17 protein-coding genes are annotated in these 22,320 nt (G+C 39.6%); 4 read left to right on the top strand and 13 right to left on the bottom strand.

Features of this window, described 5'->3' with window-relative positions:
• From ACO1O5_RS02165 to ACO1O5_RS02155, 3 genes are all read right to left on the bottom strand, one after another.
• The coding region (locus tag ACO1O5_RS02165) for a triple tyrosine motif-containing protein (RefSeq protein WP_486268009.1) at nt 1–2,235 on the bottom strand (2,235 nt) is incomplete at its 3' end.
• A 532-nt stretch (nt 2,236–2,767) separates the two neighbouring features.
• Nucleotides 2,768–3,220 (bottom strand): DinB family protein, encoded by a 453-nt coding sequence (locus ACO1O5_RS02160; protein ID WP_486268008.1) that lies wholly within the window; start codon nt 3,218–3,220, stop codon nt 2,768–2,770.
• Nucleotides 3,221–3,276: 56 nt separating this feature from the next.
• Nucleotides 3,277–5,217: an adenylate/guanylate cyclase domain-containing protein gene (locus ACO1O5_RS02155; protein WP_486268007.1), complete on the bottom strand. Its 1,941-nt coding sequence runs from the start codon at nt 5,215–5,217 to the stop codon at nt 3,277–3,279.
• Nucleotides 5,218–5,233: 16 nt separating this feature from the next.
• Between ACO1O5_RS02155 and ACO1O5_RS02150 the strand changes: the two genes are divergently transcribed.
• Nucleotides 5,234–5,371 (top strand): hypothetical protein, encoded by a 138-nt coding sequence (locus ACO1O5_RS02150; RefSeq protein WP_486268006.1) that lies wholly within the window; start codon nt 5,234–5,236, stop codon nt 5,369–5,371.
• A gap of 31 nt (nt 5,372–5,402) precedes the next feature.
• Nucleotides 5,403–5,696, top strand: a complete 294-nt coding sequence (locus ACO1O5_RS02145) for a hypothetical protein (RefSeq protein ID WP_486268005.1) — start codon at nt 5,403–5,405, stop codon at nt 5,694–5,696.
• 223 nt (nt 5,697–5,919) lie between these two features.
• Here ACO1O5_RS02145 and ACO1O5_RS02140 read toward each other — a convergent pair whose 3' ends face one another.
• From ACO1O5_RS02140 to murQ, 7 genes are all read right to left on the bottom strand, one after another.
• Nucleotides 5,920–8,190, bottom strand: coding sequence for a GH92 family glycosyl hydrolase (locus ACO1O5_RS02140; protein WP_486268004.1), 2,271 nt, complete (start codon nt 8,188–8,190; stop codon nt 5,920–5,922).
• Nucleotides 8,191–8,274: 84 nt separating this feature from the next.
• Nucleotides 8,275–9,024, bottom strand: coding sequence for a succinate dehydrogenase/fumarate reductase iron-sulfur subunit (locus ACO1O5_RS02135; RefSeq protein ID WP_486268003.1), 750 nt, complete (start codon nt 9,022–9,024; stop codon nt 8,275–8,277).
• A gap of 40 nt (nt 9,025–9,064) precedes the next feature.
• The gene (locus ACO1O5_RS02130) at nt 9,065–11,038 is read right to left on the bottom strand and encodes a fumarate reductase/succinate dehydrogenase flavoprotein subunit (RefSeq protein ID WP_486268002.1); all 1,974 of its coding nucleotides are present in this window, start codon (nt 11,036–11,038) and stop codon (nt 9,065–9,067) included.
• Between the two features lie 54 nt (nt 11,039–11,092).
• A complete protein-coding gene (locus ACO1O5_RS02125; RefSeq protein WP_486268001.1) occupies nt 11,093–11,761 on the bottom strand; it encodes a succinate dehydrogenase cytochrome b subunit in 669 nt (222 codons plus the stop codon).
• Nucleotides 11,762–11,887: 126 nt separating this feature from the next.
• A complete protein-coding gene (locus ACO1O5_RS02120) occupies nt 11,888–12,451 on the bottom strand; it encodes a hypothetical protein (RefSeq protein ID WP_486268000.1) in 564 nt (187 codons plus the stop codon).
• A gap of 140 nt (nt 12,452–12,591) precedes the next feature.
• Complete coding sequence (locus ACO1O5_RS02115; protein ID WP_486267998.1) at nt 12,592–13,884, bottom strand: T9SS type A sorting domain-containing protein; 1,293 nt, start codon at nt 13,882–13,884, stop codon at nt 12,592–12,594.
• A 73-nt stretch (nt 13,885–13,957) separates the two neighbouring features.
• Entirely contained in the window at nt 13,958–14,770 is an 813-nt protein-coding gene (murQ, locus tag ACO1O5_RS02110; RefSeq protein ID WP_486267996.1) for an N-acetylmuramic acid 6-phosphate etherase, read from the bottom strand.
• 209 nt (nt 14,771–14,979) lie between these two features.
• Here murQ and ACO1O5_RS02105 point away from each other — a divergent pair, with 209 nt between their 5' ends.
• Both ACO1O5_RS02105 and ACO1O5_RS02100 read left to right on the top strand, forming a co-directional pair.
• The gene (locus ACO1O5_RS02105) at nt 14,980–17,364 is read left to right on the top strand and encodes a hypothetical protein (protein WP_486267994.1); all 2,385 of its coding nucleotides are present in this window, start codon (nt 14,980–14,982) and stop codon (nt 17,362–17,364) included.
• 25 nt (nt 17,365–17,389) lie between these two features.
• Nucleotides 17,390–17,749, top strand: a complete 360-nt coding sequence (locus tag ACO1O5_RS02100) for a nuclear transport factor 2 family protein (protein WP_486267992.1) — start codon at nt 17,390–17,392, stop codon at nt 17,747–17,749.
• A gap of 33 nt (nt 17,750–17,782) precedes the next feature.
• On the opposite strand, the gene ACO1O5_RS02095 is transcribed toward ACO1O5_RS02100, so the two are convergent.
• The 3 genes from ACO1O5_RS02095 to ACO1O5_RS02085 form a co-directional block, all read right to left on the bottom strand.
• Entirely contained in the window at nt 17,783–20,269 is a 2,487-nt protein-coding gene (locus ACO1O5_RS02095) for a TonB-dependent receptor (protein ID WP_486267990.1), read from the bottom strand.
• Nucleotides 20,270–20,433: 164 nt separating this feature from the next.
• A complete protein-coding gene (locus ACO1O5_RS02090) occupies nt 20,434–21,186 on the bottom strand; it encodes a LytR/AlgR family response regulator transcription factor (RefSeq protein ID WP_486267988.1) in 753 nt (250 codons plus the stop codon).
• Nucleotides 21,187–21,214: 28 nt separating this feature from the next.
• The coding region (locus ACO1O5_RS02085; protein ID WP_486267986.1) for a sensor histidine kinase at nt 21,215–22,320 on the bottom strand (1,106 nt) is incomplete at its 5' end.

The following is a 22,320-nucleotide window of genomic DNA, read 5'->3' as shown; positions in this document are numbered from 1 at the left end:
TACTTGTAAGCGCTGGCTTATCCTGTTGCGAATGATCAGCAGTACTATGCCAACAATGAGAATGTTTACCAGTACAAAAAACCACCAGCGGGTCCACCACGATTTAAGGATGACAAAAGGAAAGTGAACAGGCTCAGACTGCTGCAGACCATCCCTATTTACAGCCACAGCTTCGAATGTATAAGTGCCGGGAGAAAGTGATGAAAAGCGCAACATACGTTCATTGGGTTTGGTTGTTTGCCAGTGATCATCATTTCCCCTTAAACGGTATTTAAATGATATGGCTTCCGGATCGTAATAGGCAGGCGACGAAAAAAAGAACTGAATATCGTTTTTATCATAAGGCAGCCTGGCACTTACGCCGGGTAAAGTATCCTTATTATTAACAACCACATAATCCAGGTATCCTGCCGGCACCTTTTTTTGAACAGGAATATTCATAGGAATCTTGTATATGCCATCTGCTGTCGCAAGATAGGCGTAGCCGTTTTTTTCATCCACATCAAAAACATCCGCTCCTGTAATCCTGGGCAAATCTATCTGATTTAATATGCTGTCATTTTTAGTGTCAAATACCTGTATGCCATTGTTCTCAAATAACCATAAGTGATCGCCTGACACTTTTATGCGTACGATAGTATTGGAAAATAAAAAGTTTGTTATCGTAAAATGTCTTAAAGAATCATTTTCTTTTATCCATAACCCGTCATCAATGGTGGCTATATATAATCTTTCGTTCTTGTACGATAATGAAGAGGCATATACTTCTTTGCCATTGATAAGAAATGGTGTGAGGCCATTTTTCGTCACCTGTTGCAGGCCATTTTTTGTGGAAACGAACAGCGACTGTCCACCACGATCGAAGCGAATGGCGCCGCTGCTCTGGGGAGAAATGAGGTAAGGGTCATTAGTGTTTATATTCCAATGGTAAAAAGGAAACCGTTGTTGTTTTTCGGTTTTCCACTGTGACAAGCTAAAGGATGAATCAGAGTATGGCAATACATAAAATCCATTAGGGGTCGCAAAATATAGACTGTTGGTATCAAAATCAATATCGGTGATGGATTTGAGTGGTAGCTCGCTTTCTATTTTTTTTGCGAGGGGATTTATCACATAGGTATTGGTTGAAGTACCCACTATAAAATGGTGATTCCTAAAGAGCCTTATCAAGTCAATGGAGCCATAGCCATTGAACATATTATGTTTCCATGCCGGAGCTCCATTGTCATTCTCCATTACTACTAAATACCCTTTCTGCGTTCCGGCAAAAAAATAGCCGTCACGTATGTTTAACGATCGCACAAAATCTTCCTGGTTAATAGGGAATTTTATTTTTTGCCACTTGGGAGCATGAAAGCTCACCAGCAACCCATCTTTAATACTGCCATACCAGGTGTTACCTTCCGCACCGGTAACTACATCGGTTAAATTATAATCTTTTATAGTGCGGCTGCCGTCCAGCGATTGGCTTTTATTGCGGGTATTCGCCCATACTTTGCTCTCGCCGGTTACAGAATTGATGTAATCGTGGTATTCTGTTTTGCCAATGCATACCAGCCTGTTATTTTGCAATACCAGTTTTTGAAGGGTACCTGCAGGGTTGGTTACGAGGAACATGGTATCGCGATATGCCACTGGCTGCAAGCTGACTGCATTCCCCTTTTCTACCTTCACCGATGGATCAGCATCCAGCTTTTTTATCCCTGCCACGTGTTCGTAAGAATACCAGTTTTGCCCGTTGAAAATAATGGCTTTATTGCCAATGACCGTTAGGGAGATTAGTGCAGTACCAGGTACTTTTTCAATGGAAATATATTTCCCTTTTAGGGTAACGGTCGAACATATGAACAAACCAGATTGACTGGTAACAACCAATTCGTCGCCACACAATGCTATTCGTGGCGACTGATTTTCCCTTTTATAATCATACGAAGCGAGGAACTTAAGTTTCCCCTGCTCGATATATAAAACCTGCCCGCTGAAGTTGTGGCACCATATTCTTCCTTGCGAATCTTCTACAATGTCAGTCATCCGTAGATCGGCAAGCGCGGTGTTGGCGAAATTAATAAAATGTAATCCATCGTAACGGCTAATGCCAAGGCCATGCGCAATCCATAAGTAGCCTTTTTTGTCTACGTGAAGATCATATATTTCTTTGGTTGGCAAACCCGCCACTTTTTGAATGGCAGGCTGGGCATTCGTGGTAAATGAACCCACGGAAAATATAATTATCAAGCAGAATATCTTACAAGGATACGGGGATTTATGAGTTGCCTTTTCGGGATCCCTATTGTTATCATTAGTGAAAATTGTCCTGTGCCTTTTTCCTGTATTCATTAATAAACGCATTTTACCCGGCCGGTTTCGCTCAAGAGATATCAGAAAGTATTACATGGTTAAGCGACTTCAAGAAAAGGGGAGAGTTGTTCGACGGAAATGGATAAGCAAACATAAATTTTATATCGTTGATTTCCTATGTTTTGTTTTAATTTATTTTGTTGACCGGAACTTGTTTCCGATGTGTAAGCTCCCACTAAGGATTATTCCTATCCTCACACTACCATCTGCAGGTATTTGAGAAATACAATCTTCATAATATAGAGCTATACGTAAAATTGCAAATTTTGTGTTTGAAAAAAACTAACGAACAGAAGATATGCGACCATACGTCCCGGCCATTAGGAAAGCCCGATGCTACAACATCTGTCGGAAGAATCGGTGACAGAGAAGATTTTCTGACGGGTTGCTCAAGTCAAAGAAATCTCCCTCACGGATACGCTACAGGTTCCAAATCCAAAACCTGGTGCAGATGATGTAACAAATGTTTGTTATAATCTGTAGCCAGCCATTTTATAGAATGTGGTTCACTTGTTTCGGATAATCTTTCTTCAACACCTGCAGGAATATTTTTAAGGATCATGCAAATATGTTTGTTTATAAGCATCCACAAATCAACAAGATCTTTTGTTACATAGTTTTGATAATTGGAAGCAGCTACCCACGTATCCTGGGCATAGGTGATCTTCGGATTATCCTCATATTGCGCAACTATAAAGCGACGAATATTATTTTGAGCCGAATCAATAAGGTGGCCGAGTATTTCCTTTTTACTCCATTTAAGAGGATTGGGTTTATGGCTCCATGCATTTTCGTTTATGCTTTGCAGTTGTACAGCGTAATTCTTGAGGATTGATTGTAATTCCTGAATTGCTTTTTCCATAAACAAAAAGTATTTAATTCTTTTATGCAAATTAGTTTTTCATTTTGATTGCGTGGTTAATTTTCCAGACCTATTTTTCTCAGCATTTCTTTAAACCTCGGATCAGAATGAAGCGAGTTCAATTTCGGATCAATTTTCAGGCTACATAATGATTCCTCATGTCGTTGGTAACTTCGTTCAAGCCAAATAAAGGCCTTGTCAATATCGCCGAGCGCTGCATACACCATAGCCATGCCGCGATAATCGTTGCCGCCTAATTGTTGATCTTCTATTGTATTAACAATTGCCAGTGCCTCAGTTCTCCGGCCTGCAGCAGCATAGATTTGGGCAAGCGAAACCTGCGTCTTTACTACGTTCCCGGTACGTTCACCCCATCTTTCATTTTGCCTAATTGACTCGTCATACATCCCCATTCCCTGGTAAGCAAGTGACAGCAGGCGGAAAACCGTAACAAATGCCGGGTGCAGTTCCATAGTAAGCATCCCCGTGTCAATGGCCTTTTCATATTGCTGTGTATAATAATAAAATATTCCTTTGTCTTTTAATATTCCCGGGCTCGATGGGTCAAGCGACACCGCAAGTGATATCTCACGGAACGCTTCTTCTGTTTTCCCGTTAAACAATAACCATTCAGCATACCAATGATGGCCTGTCGCATAATCAGGACTAAGTGCCAATCCAACGAGAAATTCCTTTTTTGAATTTTCCCAATCCCATTCGTTGAGCATAAGAGAAATGGCCAGGGAAATGTGCGCCTCTCCCAGCCTGTTGTCAATTTGCAATGCCTTATATACGGCAGCCATTTGTTTTGGAAAAAGCTCCCTCCTGGAGATATTGGTGTATTCTCCCATAAGACTATAAGTATCTGCAAGGCCCGACCATGCAAGAGCATAACGCGAATCATTTTCTAATGCCTTTTCAAAATTTATTACGGCAGATTGAAGCCCCTCTTCATTCCTTTCTTTCCAGAAGTGGCGGCCGCGAAGGTACAGCTCATACGCATCAGTGTTTTCCGTGTATCGTTTGCGCAGCATCACCTGCTCCTCGTTGGTAATTTGAATGCGCAACGCTTCTGCAATTTTTTCTGATACCCGTTCCTGTATATCGAAAATGTCGTCTACGGTTCCCCGGTAGGTATCCGCCCAAAGGTGCATGTCACTCCTCGCGTCGATAAACTGCGCCGCTATCCTCAGATCATTTTGATATTTCCGAATACTTCCTTCCAGGATATAATTCACTTTATTTTCTTTGCTAATCGTTTTAATATCCTTTGTAGTGTTTTTATATAACATGGAGGTAGTTCGGGAAGTCACTTTTATTTCTGCAAGTTTTGATAATTTAGTGATAAGTTCCTCTGTGAGTCCATCGCTAAAATAATCCTGCTCACTATCATTGCCAAGATTCACAAATGGCAAGACCATGATGGATTTGTCCAGGCTGGTGTTTTCGGTTACTTTTTTTCCTTTGCCGTCCGGATGGTTTTCACGAGGTATTTGTATGCCCGGATTGCTGATGGCAAATATTTCAACTTCTTCCTTTACATTTTTAAGCAGGTACCTTCCGAGAGAAACTGTTTGTATGTCTCTTTGATTTTTAATATCATCATAAGCTTTTCCCGAAAGGCAAATGCTGCCTGGCATGGCAAAAGATTCTATTCTGGAAGCGATGTTTACGCTGTCGCCATAGATGTTATTCTCCTCTACTAATACATCACCTGTGTGCATGCCAATACGTAGCGGAACAACGGGATCTATTTGCATCTCCAGTTGCACAGCTAACGCCGCCCTTACTGCTTCAATGGTACTTGTGAAAGTGCATAAGGCCCCATCGCCCCTCAAATCGAGTATACGACCGTTATATTCGGTCACTTCCTTTTCCAGTTTGTCCTGGAATTTTCTCCTGAGCTGTAATGCAAATTTTTCATCTTCCTGCATCAACGCCGTATAACCGGCAACGTCGGCAAACATTATGGCATTAAGTTGACGTGATAAAGGCATAATAAAACGTTACCTAATGAAGATAATAAAAAAGGATTTCAAAGTGAAGGAAAAGTATGCGGGCATTGTAATGCAATTTTCCAGTCCTCAGGGAAATGAGCTCGCATCATCTATTTCTCCCTCTTGCATTAGTCAAATCCATTTTGTATTTTAAGAATATTACATCAATGCCAAAATTTTAAGTTATGAAACATTCCATTTTCACAAGCTTAACGTTTATATGTATTGGAGCTACCTGCTGGGTTTGCACGCCACGGAGAAGCGGCCAATGGTGCGTTTATGAAATTATTTCTGCTGAAGGCAAATGCCCCCCCGGCTCCGACACTAAAAATTTTTGCGTTAGCTGCCGCACGCCATGCCCGCAAAACATGGATACAACGGTGATAACAACGAACGGGACCAAATCGGACACATGTTATTACCATCTCAGGGTGATTGATAAAAACTGCAGGACTTGCCCGGCTAACAGTTTACCGTAACTGTAACATGTTTATTTTTCGTCGATTATTATTTTAGCAGGATCGGAAAGATACCAGCTGACAAAGCGTTTGGCTCACAGGGATAATTATGTATCGATGATAGGTTTATGTTGCCTGAATTCCATCGCGAAAAATATCTGATCAAAACGAATGGGCTTTGGTTTCCGCTCGATAAATTCTTTTAAAAAAACCCGGAACAGTTCCGGTGTAGCGTAAATGGCACCTATTGATTTGAAATCGAGAAGGGAAAATCTTTTTCGTTTACGCCCCTGCTTTTATTTGGGTTTACAGACATTTGAACGTTCAGCACTCCCCCATTCTCGAAATCAAAATGATTATAATAATTCTTCGTATAACCTTTTCCGTTAAAAGTTACTGATTTGATATAACGGGTACCTTCATTGTTACCCGGCGCATTGATCATCAGCTTTTTCCCGTTTTCAAAATCGATTTCGGCATGAGGAAACAAAGGCGCCCCGGCTGCATATTCAACGCTTGCCGGCGTTACCGGGTAAAAGCCCAAAGCAGAAAAAACGTACCATGCCGAAGTTTGTCCGTTATCTTCATCACCGCAATAGCCGTCGGGTGTTGCTTTGTACAGTTTATTCATGGTTTCACGTGCCCAGTATTGCGTTTTCCACGGTGCACCGGCGTAATCATATAAGTAAATCATGTGCTGTATCGGCTGATTGCCATGGGCATATTGTCCCATATCAGCAATTTGCATTTCTCTTATTTCGTGAATTACAAAACCATAATAACTATCATCAAATGTTGGTGGCATTGTAAATACTGAATCCAGCATTTCAACAAATTTCTTTTTGCCTCCCATCAATTTCACGAGTCCTGCAATATCCTGGAATACCGACCAGCTATAATGCCAGCTATTCCCTTCTGTAAATGCATCTCCCCATTTGAAAGGATTGAAAGGCGATTCAAAACTTCCATCCTTATTTTTTCCACGCATTAACAGATGCGATGGATCAAAAAGCTTTTTGTAATTCATTGCACGTTGTTTGTAAATATCAATTTCTGATCCAGGCTTGCCTAAAGCCTTTCCCAGTTGATAAATACAATAATCATCATAAGCGTATTCCAAAGTGCGGGCCGCATTTTCGTTTATGCCTGCATCATAAGGCACATAGCCGAGATCGTTATAAAACTTCACACCTGTTCTGCCGGTCCCCTGCGGACCTTCGTTGTTTGCACCATGTTTTAATGCTTCATACAAAGTATTGATATCGTATCCGCGTCCGCCTTTTAAGTAAGCTTCTGCAACAATGGATGCAGAATTATTTCCTACCATGACATCCCTATATCCGGGTGCAGACCATTCCGGCAGCCAGCCTCCCTCTTTATAATCATTTACCAAACCTTCCTGCATTTCCTTTACAATAGAAGGATATACTAAATTCAAAAAAGGATACAAGCCGCGAAACGTATCCCAGAAGCCCGTGCCGCCAAACATATAACCATCCTTTATTTCACCCGTATAAGGACTATAATGGATTATTTTTCCTTCCGCATTTTTTTCATATAATTTTAGTGGGAAGAAAACCATTCGATACAAACAGGAATAAAAAGTACGGAGCTGATCTGTTGTGCCACTTGAAACTTTTACCTTACCCAAAACTGAATTCCACACCTCTTTGGCCTTGTTCTTTACAGTTTCAAAATCTTTATTTCCTACTTCTTCTAAATTTATCTCAGCCTGGTCGAAACTGATAAATGAAGAGGCAACTCTTGCATGAATAACTTCTCCTTTTCCCGTATTGGTAAAACCAATAATAGCACCAGCATGGTTGCATCTCTGTTCAGTGCCTTTAGTAATAACACTGTCTGAAAAAGTATAAGTGTAGTTAAATCGCTTATCGAAAACAATAATGAAATAATTCTTAAAATTTTCAGCAACGCCGCCACTGTTACGGGTTGTATAACCTATGATTTTATTTTGGGAAGGAATAATTTTTATATAAGATCCTTTATCCAACGCATCAATAATTACTGAGGAACTGTCCGTATTTGGAAAAGTGAAACGGAAAATGGCAGCACGATCTGTAGGCGCAATCTCCGTCGTTACGTCATCATCGGCGAGGTAAACCTTATAATAATAGGGTTTGGCAATTTCCGCTTTATGAGAAAACCAACTTGCCCTGTCTTCTTCTTTAAATCTTATTTTTCCCGTGATAGGCATTACTGCGAAAGCGCCGTAATCGTTCATCCATGGTGAAGGCTGGTGCGTTTGCTTGAACCCGTTTATTTTATTAGCGGTGTATTGATAGGCCCAGCCATCACCCATTTTACCAGTTTGAGGCGTCCAAAGGTTCATGCCCCATGGTAATGCGATGGCCGGGTATGTATTACCGTTAGAAAGGTCAGGTTTGGAATCCGTTCCCATTAAAGGATTAACATAGTCAACGTAACTCACCCCTTGCTGGGCCGAAAGAAAGTGAAGGCAAAACACAAGAGGGAGCGTGAATATGATTTTTCGCATAGAAAAGATTTAAGAATAAATATGACACGTAATCGCAACGGCATTTACCTTCTATGCGGGCCTATGAAATTTATCTTGCCAATTTTATATTTCTGAAGAAAGTGATGCTCCAAGATATTCCCGGTTCATCCTGGCAATATTTTCCACCGAGATTCTCTTCGGACATTCGGCTTCGCAGTTATAAATATTACCGCAGTTACCAAAGCCTTCTTTATCCATTTGCTTAACCATGTTTAAAACTCTTGTATGTCTTTCGGGCTCACCTTGCGGCAGCAAAGCCAATTGAGAAACTTTAGCGCTTACAAATAACATGGCAGAACCGTTAGGACATGCTGCAACGCAGGCACCACAGCCAATACAGGCTGCAGCATTAAAAGCCTCTTCAGATTTCGCCCGGTCAACAGGTAATGAATTCGCGTCTACAGCATTACCGGTATTTACAGAAATAAAACCACCGGCTTCTATAATCCGGTCGAAGGCTTTTCTATCAACCATCAAATCTTTTATTACCGGGAAAGCGGCAGACCTCCACGGTTCCACAACAATCGTGTCGCCATCTTTATAAGCACGCATATGCAACTGGCAAACTGTATTTTTTTGCCACGGCCCATGCGCCCTCCCGTCAATATACATGCTGCATGCGCCACAAATACCTTCACGGCAATCATGATCGAATGTAATAGGTTCTTTCCCTTCATCAATTAATCTTTCATTCAACACGTCAAACATTTCCAGGAAAGACATTTCAGAAGAAATGTTTTTTACATCGTAAGTTTCGAAACGTCCCCTCGTCCCGCTATTCTTCTGTTTCCAAACCTTCAAAGTCAAATTCATATTGTAATGCTCCATATCACTAATATTAATTAATTCTAAATTATTTGTATGAACGTTGACTCGGATGAGCCACTTCAAAATGCAATTCTTCTTTATTTAATTGCTCGCCCTGCGGTGTGTATTCCCAGGCAGCTACATAACTGAATTCATCATCATTGCGTAAAGCTTCACCTTCTGCTGTCTGACTTTCTTCCCTAAAATGACCGCCGCAACTTTCCTTCCGATTTAAGGCATCCATACACATCAGTTCGCCCAGTTCAAGAAAGTCCGCTACCCTGCCGGCTTTATCTAATTCAGGGTTCATTTCAAAAATTTCTCCGGGTATCTTTACATTTTCCCAGAATTCTTTTCTTAATGCCCTGATTTCGTCTATCGCCTCCGTTAGTCCTTTTTCGTTACGTGCCATTCCGCATTTGTTCCACATAATTTTCCCGAGCCGTTTGTGAAAACTTTCAACAGATTCTTTTCCTTTTATACTCATCAACTTTTCTATCCTTTCTTTCACGGAATTTTCCGCCTCTTCAAACGCCGGATGGGACGTGGGTATCGCCGGATTTCTGATTTCACCGGACATATAACTGCCAAGCGTATACGGAATAACAAAATAGCCATCGGCTAATCCCTGCATCAAAGCTGAAGCTCCTAACCTGTTAGCTCCGTGATCGCTAAAGTTGGCTTCACCCAGCGAGTATAAACCGGGTACCGTCGTCATTAGTTCATAATTTACCCAAAGGCCGCCCATCGTATAATGCACTGCGGGATAAATACGCATTGGAACATCATACGGATTTTCGCCGGTAATCTTTTCATACATTTCAAAAAGATTACCATATTTATCTGCAATAACTTCTTTTCCCAGTTTAATAATATTTTCTTCACTTGAATCTTCCAGTCCCCGCTTGCTCACTTCTATTTTTCCATAGCGTTTAATAGCATCTGCAAAATCAAGATACACCGCCATCTTCGTGGTGCCGACACCGTAACCTGCATCACACCTTTCTTTCGCAGCACGGGATGCCACGTCTCTTGGAACTAAATTCCCAAAGGCAGGATACCTTCTTTCCAGGTAATAATCGCGTTCTCCCGGTGGAATATCAATTGCCTTCCTGTTATCACCTTTATTTTTGGGTACCCAAATTCTACCATCATTCCGTAAGCTTTCGCTCATTAGCGTAAGCTTGCTTTGATGGTCGCCGGTCACTGGGATACAGGTTGGATGAATTTGTGTAAAACAAGGATTGGCGAAATAAGCGCCTTTCTTGTGCGACTTCCATGCAGCCGTTACATTGCTGCCCATGGCATTGGTGCTTAAATAAAATACATTTCCATACCCACCGGAACATATCAGCACCGCATGTCCGAAATACCTTTCCAGTTTACCTGTAACCAAATTTCTTGCTATAATGCCTCTTGCCTTACCATCAATTTTTACAACGTCTTCCATTTCATGACGGGAATACATCTCAACATTTCCTAATGCCACCTGCCGTTCCAATGCACTGTAAGCGCCTAACAATAATTGCTGACCCGTTTGCCCCGCAGCATAAAACGTTCGTTGTACCTGCGTTCCTCCGAACGAACGATTGCTTAATAATCCGCCGTATTCACGGGCAAAGGGAACACCTTGTGCCACGCATTGATCAATAATATTTCCGCTCACCTGGGCAAGCCGGTACACATTGGCTTCCCTTGAACGGTAGTCGCCGCCCTTTACTGTTTCATAAAAAAGCCGGAAAACAGAGTCCCCGTCATTCTGGTAATTTTTAGCGGCGTTGATGCCTCCCTGTGCCGCAATGGAATGTGCCCGGCGTGGGCTATCCTGGAAACAAAATGCTTTAACCTTATAACCCAATTCGCCCAAAGTGGCGGCGGCAGATGCTCCTGCAAGCCCTGTACCTATCACAATAACTTCCAGTTTTCTTTTATTGGCGGGACTTACCAGGTTTACGTGATCTTTATAATTAGTCCATTTCTGTTCGAGATCACCCTCCGGAATTTTTGCGTCTAATGCCATACGTTAGTATTAAGTATTTTATGCTGAATTATTTTTTTCAGTTTGTTAAATAATTTATTGCAGCCACCCGGCCATAAACGAAACGGGCATCATCGCAAACAAAATGCAAATGGCTGCCGAATAAAAAATGCCAATGCCTTTAATAATTGGAGTCCATCGCCTGTGGTTGATTCCAAATGTTTGAAAAGCACTTTGAAACCCCTGTAATAAATGAAACAAGAGCGAAACCAAACCAATCATATACAACGTGAACCAAAGAGGATTTGTAAATATTATTTTCATTTCCTGGTAAAGGTCCACAACGGGACCATTAAAATACAGCTCGTGTTTGGTACTTGCCCAAAAATGATACAGGTGCATTATAAGGAACAATAATAAGAAAGTTCCGAGCCATCCCATATAGCGACTATACCATTTTATTTCGCGTGGAAAATTTTGTTTTGCATAGCTTATTTTTCTTGCTCCCCTGTTTTGTTTCCAAAGCAAAAGGCCCTGGATAATATGCAAAATAAAAGTTGCAAATAATCCGATCTCAAGAAACCTTATCACATAGTTGTGGAGCATAAACGAAGCTCCTGCATTAAATGTAGCTCCATTGTCATTGTAAAAAATAAGTGCATTGAGTGCGGCATGAACGATAAGGTAAATTATCAGAAAAAAACCCGTTAATGCCATTAATATCTTTTTACCTATCGATGAAGTGAATAACTGTTTCCAGGTCATAAGTGAGAGAGTTGTTAAATTTCAGATGTGCAAAAATACTACAGGAAGTTTAGAAAATTATGAATTATAGATCAAGTGATAAAAATTGATGAACGTATCAATTGAATCGAGATTCAACCTTATGATTTATTCAAGCCTTCGCAACAAGATATTATCAATCTGGTTAAAAAGAACGTCAGGCTTCATGGTACGCCAGGGCACAAAGTTGATGAGCTCAATATAATTATTTAGATGGGCTCTTCTAAAATCATATTGCGTTTGTTCGGGCATATTAAGGCTTACAATCCAGCCACCTTCGTCCTTTACGTCTTCAAACCATTCTTCATAATAGCTGTCATCACTGCTATGAAAGTTCAAAACATTTTCGGCGATGAGAATAAATTTGGTGATGCCCTGCCTTTCAAATTCATCAATTACGTCGCGCTTTAGCGTCATGATATCATTTTCTATAGCATCATTCCATTCACCAATTAATTCAATAATCGCATATTTTTCCTGGTAGTCTGCCATCAACACTTTAAGATATAAAGTGGCACTTCCAAATTCATCCCATTGCGGATGAATGTAATAGTTATACACGGTTTGGCTAAATGCAAATTCACTGTATTCTCTCCCATAAAATGGAGAGCGTTCATCTTCTTCGGATGTGTATAAATATTGCCAATTGTCGTATGGTTCTATGTTCTGCATTTAATAATTCAATCATCAACAAAATAAGTTTCTGCTACAAAAATATTGCATCCGGCCAAGTTGCCGGTTATTTAGACTTTAAAATAAATAAAATAAAAAGGCCGCTCATGGAACGGCCTTTAAATTACTACCCCAATTTATTATTCTACTATTAATTTGTCGCTATAGATGGCTTTGCTGGCTGCATCTGCAATTTTTATCATATACAATCCTCCTGCCTGCTTCCTGTGCAATTGCAGCTTTTCAACCTGGCCAGGTACTTTTATATAAACAACTTTACTTTCAATTAGCCTGCCTTCAAGATCAGTAAAATCAATCCTGTATTTACCGGCCATATTGCCATCGAAAGTTATTTTTATCTGTCCGTCAGATACCGGGTTTGGATATATTGTTATTAGCTTGTTACCTATAACATCCAAATTTTTAAGCGTCGGTGTTCCTATGCTGTTTTGCTTTGCTGCCTGGTGCAGCAGGTTACAACTTGCCAGGTCTGAGGCATTGTAAATTTTTCCTGTGGTATTTATTTTGGTTGCGCTAAGATTATTTACATCCACCTTATAAAAGCCCTCAAACGTATTCGCACTACTCACGATTACATGGTCGTCATCAATGGCTGCGGCGCCGTTTACGCTGAAGGTTCCGGACAAATTACTAATACTTCCTTTGTAAGTAGCCGTCAGCGTTTGCGGATCAATTAAAAAAACGTTTCTGCCGGCACTAAAAAGGTACAATGTTCCAAATGCATCAGCAACAATATCGCCACCCCAACTACTGCACTGGTTGTGCACAGAAATTCCATTATTAGAAGCTGCGTCAACAAGGCTTCCCAAATCTGTAATAACAGTTTTATTACCGGTAGTAAATCTAATTAAGTGATTGGCATCGTTTGTAAGCGCATACCCGTTGCCGTCAGCACCAATCGTCATACGTGTGATGTTAATAGCCTGGTCATTATAATTCATATTATTAATCAATGGTTTTTGAACCGTATAAAATGAAGGCGTACCGCTGTTATTTCTAAGGTCGAGCCAAACAAGCTGACCTGTACGCAAGGTTGCAAAAAATAATTTATCGTGTCTTCTATCGTATGCTGCGGCAGCACTCATTGAATAAGTTGGCGACGGATTTGTAACTAACATCTTGCTGGCTGAAATTGACATATCGTTTTGCTGTAACGTAGCAGGATTGCCCGTTAGTGTTAGTTGATCAACACCATGCCCTGTTTCAGCATCAATAAATGAAAATTTTGTTTTGCCGTTTTCAAAAAGAGTTGAGTTGGTGTTACCGGTGGCCATATCAATCACCCGAATATCTGACCAGTTGAAATTGGCATTAACCTCGCCCGTAATAGCATAAGCTAAAGTGCTTTGTTGTGAGAAGCCTGTGGAAAAAAGGAGAGCGGAAGATAGAATGAGTAAAATTGTTAGTTTCATATTGCAAAGATTTTGGTTAACAATTTATAAATGGTCTATAAATTTAATACAATTTTAAAATATCCCGAACTAATTATTTGAAATTTTCAATGGCCTTTTTTACGCTTCCATATTTCAATAATAATTGCTTGGCAGCCCGTTCATCCCGGATGCCGGATTTCTCCATCAGCATCCTGATTCCCCTGTTTATGATCTTCTTATTGGTCAGTTGCATATTTACCATTTTATTGTCTTCCACCCTTCCCAATCGTATCATGGCTGTAGTTGAGATCATATTTAATACCATCTTTTGGGCGGTGCCACTTTTCATTCGGGTACTCGCCGTTACAAACTCCGGCCCTACTACAACCTCCACCGGAAAATCGGCGACTGCACTTACGGGCGAATCCGGGTTACAAGCAATGCTTCCGGTAGTAATATTATTTTCTTTGCATTTTTTTAAAGCACCGATAACATAAGGTGTTGTGCCGCTCGAAGCAATTCCTATTACCACATCTGCATCATTCACCTTGTATGCCTGCAAATCTTTCCACCCCTGCTGCATATCATCCTCGGCATTTTCAATTGCATTAATAATCGCTTTTTCCCCGCCGGCTATAATACCAACTACCAGGCCCTGGGGTACGCCGTAGGTTGGCGGGCATTCGCTGGCATCCAGTATTCCAAGCCTTCCGCTCGTTCCCGCACCAATGTAAAATAATCGTCCTCCTTCAATCATCTTTTCTGAGACTGCATTTATCATTTTTTCAATTTGAGGAAGTACCTTTTCAACTGATGTGGCGACCACGAAGTCTTCTTTGTTGATATTTCTGATTATTTCCGCAACAGACATTTTTTCAAGATGCCTGTAATGCGAAGGTTGTTCTGTTATCTTTTTAAAAGTCATAATTATTTTAATTGATTTACCGCTCCAAAACTATTGAACAATTTTAATTATTAATGAAGATTAAAATCTAATGCCTTATAAAAAATAATTTTTCCCGTGAAAAAGATTTTAAAATTGTTGTTAAACTTTAATCAACTTTGTTTCATACATGCTTCTATAGTAATTTACAGCCAATATTATCTCACTTATAAATTTTGGTTTAATAAAAAATGAGACAAATTATACCGCTGGCTACTATCTTTCTTTTTTTATTTCTTAATACTAACGCACAAAATATTGATTCAACTATTGAAAGATATGGAAACGATTTCGGGCAGGAAAAAGCCTATCTCCACTATGATAAATCGACTTATGCAACAGGGGAAACGATCTGGTATAAGGCTTACCTCATGAATGGTATTTACCCGGCGGATGACAGCAAAACTTTTTATGTAGACTGGTCAGATGAGAAGGGGAAATTGATTTCGCATAGCATTATACCGGTTGTATATGCTACCGCGGCAGGTGCGTTTGAAATTCCCGCAGATTATCCGGGTAAATACATTCACGTAAAGGCGTACACGAAGTGGATGCTGAATTTTGATACTGCGTTTTTATATAACAAGGACATCCGTATCTTATCAAAAACTAACACAACTATAAATTCTAAAACCACTTTAGTTCCGGACCTGCATTTTTTTCCTGAGGGTGGAGATGCGATTGAAGGCGTAACTAATAAAATTGCTTTTAAGGCCAATGATCAATGGGGGCGGCCTATTAAAATTAAGGGCATTGTCCAAAACAATAAAGGCGTTAAAATCGACAGCCTTCGGGCCATTCATGATGGTATGGGCTATTTTTATATTTTCCCGCAGCCTGGTGAAAGCTTTTCCGCCAAATGGAAAGATCAAAAGGGAGCCGAGCATATTACCGAATTACCTGCTATCAAACACGCAGGTGTATCATTGCAGGTAGTCATTTCAGAAAACCGCAGAAGTTTTTTTGTGAATGCTGCGCCGGATGTTGCGTCTACCCTGGGCGATATCCACCTCATCGGCACCATGAACCAGCATGAAGTATTCAAATTAACAAAAGACATTTCGTCGGGGGTTATTAAAGGCATTATACCAACCGAAAATTTACCTACCGGAATTTTAACCATAACGGCTTTTGACGGTCAATGGCGTCCCCTGGCAGAACGCATTACTTATATCAACAACCAGGAATATTTATTTAATGCTGAAATGAATGTGGAACATTGGGGCCTTAATAAAAGAGCAAGAGACGAAATATCTATCACCGTACCTGATAGCCTGGCTGCAAGCTTTTCGATCGCCGTTACCGATTACAATATTGATACGGACAGCAGCGATAATATTATTTCGCATCTTCTTTTAACAGGCGATTTAAGAGGGCAGGTTTACGACCCTGCTTATTATTTTTCAAATAACTCTGATACCATAAGCCAGCAGCTTGACCTTGTGATGCTTACTCACGGCTGGCGCAGGTTTAAGTGGGAAGATATAACTGCTGGAAAACTTCCAAAGATTGTTTATCCGAAAGACACATCGTATTTAAACCTTTCAGGAAAAATATATGGCGCATTACCATCACAGTTAAGGGATGCCGGGAGTATTGTTGTGCTTATGCGGCATGAAAAAAAAGAAAACAAAATGGCCGTAATACCTATACAACCCAACGGAACTTTTACGGATCCCTCTATAATTCTTTTTGATACTACGAGTGTTTATTACCAGCTTCCCAAATCGAAAGGACTCGGTGATGCGTCTGTTCAATTTATGGAAAACCGGCTTCCCCCTTTTTCCTCTAATACCGCCGCAACTGGATTTTATAATAATCAACTTTCGGATACCGCGGGTAACTTCCGCCATCTGCAACTTGCCGACCAGGAAAAGGAACTGGCAAATTTTTATAAAGCAAAAGTTTTGGAAGATGTAGTTGTGACAGCTAAAACAAAAAAGCCTGTTGAAATTTTAGATGAAAAATATACTTCTGGCTTATTTAGCGGCGGAGATGCCTATCAATTCGATCTCTTAAACGATCCCAGTGCAGTTGGCGCAATAAGCATATTTAATTACCTGCAGGGAAGAGTACCCGGCTTACAAATTACAACAAGCACACCGCCTTCTCTTCAATGGCGGGGAGGCACACCGCAAATTTACCTTGATGAAATGCCTGCAGATGCCAGCATGATTTCTTCACTTTCTATTACGGATGTCGCTTATGTAAAAGTTATGCGGCCACCGTTTTTTGGCGGTACAGGTGGGGGAGCAAGTGGCGCTATTGCTATATATACAAAAAGAGGTAACGACAGGCCAAATGAACCTGGCAAAGGACTCTCTACTAATTCGGTGAGGGGCTATACCACTATGCGGGAGTTTTATTCACCAAACTATGGAACGTTCAGTGAAAATGACAATAAGAAAGACATTAGAACAACGTTATACTGGAATCCACAGGTAATCACGAATCGTACAAATAATAAAGTAACCGTATCTTTTTATAATAATGATATCAGCCAGGCCTTTCGGGTTATAATTGAAGGAATGTCGAGCGATGGACGATTAGTTCACCTTGAAAATATTATGGAGTAATAACCAGCCGTTACCTATCACTAAAATGACTCCAAAGGAAATTGTAATAAAATGGGTTGACCTGTTTAATAAAGCGGATGCAGCGGGGCTTGCCAATCTTTATAGTGACACCGCTATCAACCACCAGGTAAATACTCTACCATTAGAAGGCAAAGAAGCCATACAAAAGATGTTTGAAGAGGAATTTGCAAAAGCGAACATGGTGTGCATTATTGAAAACATTTTTGAAGATGGTGAATGGGCCATATTGGAATGGAAAGACCCGTTAGGACTGAGAGGTTGCGGATTCTTTCATGTTATAAACGACGCAATTATTTTTCAAAGAGGTTATTGGGACAGGTTAACTTTTTTGCGGCAACACGGATTGGAAATTCCCAAAGATTGAATAGATGATTGAGTAAGGCAAAGAAATAGAATTTTAATATCCCCTGCCCTTTTCATCCTCTGCACCTGTGGTTCTGTCTCTTTTACCTTTTACTTTATCGTTACCAAAGTTGTGCGAATAAGAAAGGCTGAAGCCCCTGTAACCATAAGTATATTTATTTTTTACCATGAGGTTTTGTTCGGGTATCAAAGCATTGTAGTTTCCCACCAATGAATTGAAAATATTACTTATATTAAATGTGAAAACAGATTTGTTTTTAAGGATTTTCTTTTGCATGCCTATATCTATCGACCAGTTTGGATCAAAAGAATACAATCCCCATAAAGATTTTGAACTGTAAAATCCTGACAAGCCAATAGAAAAATCTTTAGGCAATAAAAAGTTTTGTGTGGAATTAATAAAGAAATTCTTTTGTTCCTGTTGAACGGCTGCTTTATAAAACGCACTTGACTTATTCCAGCTTCCTGTCAGGTTATTTTGCATATTCCACCATTTATTTACTGTAAAGGGCAACGAAAGATTGAGTGATAATGATTGATTGCTTTTTGAATTTTCACTGGCGATAACTAATTTATTGCTTCCTTCATCAATTTTTGGAATTTGAGTGATAGAAGGAGAAATATAACTATACGAAAGCGAAAGTATTTTGTTTTTATAAGTGTAAGAAACATTTACTGCATCTACAATTGCCGGTTGCAAATCAGGGTTACCTGTTTGGAAAGTTTTAGGATCTAAGAAAAGTACCCAGGGCGCTAAATCTGAAAAACCCGGCCTCCATATCCTTCTGCTATATGAAAAATTAAGTGAGTTACTATCGTTGATATTGTGCAAAAAGAAAAAGCTGGGAAAAAGTTTCCCGTAATCCCGCTTTACAATATCAACCTGTGTTTCCGATGCAAGCCTTGAATGTGTAAATTCATACCGGAGTCCGGCTTTCACTGATGTTTTTGCAGATAGCTTTATATTGAACGAAGCATAGGCAGCGCTGATGTTTTCATTCAATGTATGATTGCCCGAAAGGGATGAGTCCTTTATCCAAGTATTTTGAAATAAAGAGCTTACTCCTACTACATCCCTGAAACTTGACCGGGCATCTTTTATTCCTGCTTCCATATCTGTGCTTTTAGATATTTTTTTTGTATAATCTATCGCTCCTATCCACATTGTAAGCGGTGTGGTTTTGCTGCTTTGCACATTTTCATCATATAAATAATTATTAATGCCATTATAATATGCATTGGTATATGAATTGGGATTATTGTCTTTATAATGCAAGTAATCTGCGTTTACGGTAAGCTTTTCATCATCACTGAAAGTATGCTGCATATTTAAGTTAGCACCATAATATAACGTTGTATGCAATTCATTATTTATAATACTAACGGTTGTGTCTAAATGATTATCCGAACTTACAAATGCATCATTTAATGATTTCATGTCCCAATGCCTATAGCTTCCCGAAAGCAACACGCCTGCAATTGTTTTTTTGCTTATCTCATAATCAAGTCCTGCTTGTCCATCGTGCTGGGAGGCCAGTGCATGTCTTTTATCATCAGAAAAATTCTCCAGTAATTTGCCATTATTTGTGACAGCATGATAATTGTCCCAGACCTGTTGCAAACGATTTCGTGAAAAGGAATAATTTCCAAACAGGTTTACTTTCCCTTTCCTGTGGTTAATGTTTACACTCGCAGAATTTTGTTCTCCTTTACTATATCCGGCTGTCATAGAATAAGAACCGTTAGTGCCAAACTGGTTGTTGGATTTAAGTACAATATTTATTATGCCGGCATCACCTTCCGCATCAAAATTTGCAGGCGGTGTGGTAATTATTTCAATGCGTTCTATATTACCAGAAGGCATACCTGCAAGCATTTGCACCACCGCGGCAATATCCATATAATTTCTCTTTCCATTGATCATAATTATTACCCCGCTTTTCCCATTTACGGATAAAGCATTACTCATGCGGTTCACACGTACACCAGGAGATCGCTCCAACACATCTAAAGCAGTGCTGCCTGCAAACGTTATACTTGTGGCAACATTAATTACGAGGCGGTCTATCTTTTGTTCATACAGCGGTTTCTTTGCTGCGATGGTAACCTCTTTTAACTGCAGATGCATTTCCGAAAGCTTAATGATACCAAGGTTAATGCTTTGTTGTTTATCGGAAATAGTAAATGCATCACTGTATTCATTTTTATAGCTTGTATAACTATACGATATAAAGTATTGCCCCTGCGGAATATTTTCAAAACTATATACACCTGTCGCAACGGTAAGTTGTCCTTTAGCCAGGGAAGAATCTTTAGTGTTTAGCAACAGAACATTGGCATTAGCAAGAGGTTTGTCATCAACACTAACCACTTTACCATAAATTTTAGTTTGTGCATCAACAGAAAATACAATGCCCGATAATAGCATAAATAACAAAAGTGCTTTTATTATTTTTTTTGAATGCAGTTGTAAGTAAACAATAACATACAATCGTATAAGAACAGGTATTATTTTTTTCATAACAACCAGTTTTTGATGTTGAAAGTGGAAATGCTTCATAACAACCAAATGTATATAGCTGCTGTAAATAATCTAAGCTATATTGAGCAAAACACCCGGGGCAAATCTGAATGGTAGAAATGAATGAGGGAAGGGAAGCCGGTTTATTAAGAAACAAATACAATCTATTCCCTGTTGGGCAACAGTTTTTTCAGCAATAATTCCTTTTTATATCTTGAAACGTTTATGATAGAACCATCGCTCATCATAAGATAACCACCTTCTCCTTTTACATATTTCTCCACTTCGTTCAGGTTAACAAGATAGGAACGATGAACACGGGCAAAGGAATGATCTTCTAATGCTTCTTCTATTTCTTTTAGGGTAGCCGATACAGTTAGTTTTTTTTTGTTCTTTAAAAGAAGGATGGTATAGTTACTGTCTGATTCGCAACTGATGATTTGATCAACAGGTATCATCTGTAAACCCTCCATGGTGGGCAGAGCAATCTTGCTGATAGATTTGGCAGGCTGGTGCAGCTTTTGCATTAATATTTCTACCTGTTGCACAATAGTTCTTTGTGAGCGCTGCATTACTTTTTGAACTGCTTTTTGTAACTCTTCACGGTCAACAGGTTTTAATAAATAATCAATGGCGCTGAACCGAATGGCTTTTAATGCATATTGATCGTAACTGGTGGTGAAGATAATATCGAAATTAATAGAAGGCAATTGCTCCAGCATTTCAAAGCCATTCATCTTAGGCATTTCCACATCAAGAAAAACAAGATCGGGAGATTGTTTCAAAATCGATGCAAGTGCATCGGCACCATTATGATAAATACCGGCAACTGCGACTTCGGGACAATAGTCTTCCAGTAAAGAAGCAATTGTTTCGCAACAATAAGGTTCATCATCAACTATTATAGCTTTGATCATACAAGCGGTAAAACTTTATTCGTATAAATTACGCCAATTCTTCCATGAATTTATTCCAGGCAATTTTAATTACCACTTTTGTACCTGCAATATTTTTATTTTCATCTAGAATATCTTCAATAGTATAAAATGTTTGTACATTTTTGTTTTGATTGAGTAAGGTCAGTCTTTGCGAAGTAATCTGCAGCCCGAGTGATTTTTCTTTCTCTGCGGATTTACTTTTTAATTCCGCGGCTTTCTCCCGACCAATGCCATTATCAGTAATGATGCAATTCAAAACATCATCCTGCATACTTAACTCAATGTTTAAATGCCCATGATCTTCTTTGCCTGCCTGCCGGCCGGGCAGGTGCATCAACCCATGCCATACTGCATTTTCACAAAATGGCTGCAACAATAATGGCGGAATAAGAACTGCACCTTCGTCTATGGCGTTAGTAAAAATGATACTGTAATCAAAAGCGTTTTTGAAACGCAGTCTTTCCATATCGAGGTATAAACGCAATGTCTGCAATTCATCTTCCAGTGTTATCATTGATTTTTGCGAGTTGATAAGTACCATGCGTATCAGCCGTGAAAAACGTGTAAGATAATCCGACGCTGTTTTGCTTTCATTCTTTAAAATAATCCGGTTTATAGAGCTCAGGCAATTGAAAATAAAATGCGGATTCATTTGTGCACGCAACGCCTGCATCTCCAGTTCAGCTGCCTGTTGCTGAAATGCGGACTGTTGTTTTTCATTCTCCAGTTGCTGCAGTTTCATTTCATTTTCTAATTGTACATGTTTCAGCTTTTCATTTTTACGTTTTAATGTAACGGACCTGAAAACAAAAATTCCTGCCAGCGCTAATGCTGACAGGAGAATGAGTAAAAAATTTTTTTGCTGAACCTCTTGTTTTATTTGTGCACTTTTTAGTTTGTTGTCTTTGTCGAGCAGCAATAACTGCGATTGCTTTTTTTGATCTTCTGCTTCTCTTTTATAATTGTTTAAGCGCCATAAAAATTGTTTGTTTTGAAGGGAATCCTTTAAAGCAATGAATTTATTCAAATAGAAGTATGCGCTATCGTTATTCTTTAACCCGTGATATATTCCCGAAAGAAGTTTGTATTCGTCTACAAGATGAAGTTTATCAT

Source organism: Ginsengibacter sp. (assembly GCF_057362405.1).
This window is presented reverse-complemented; position numbering and strand designations above follow the sequence as displayed.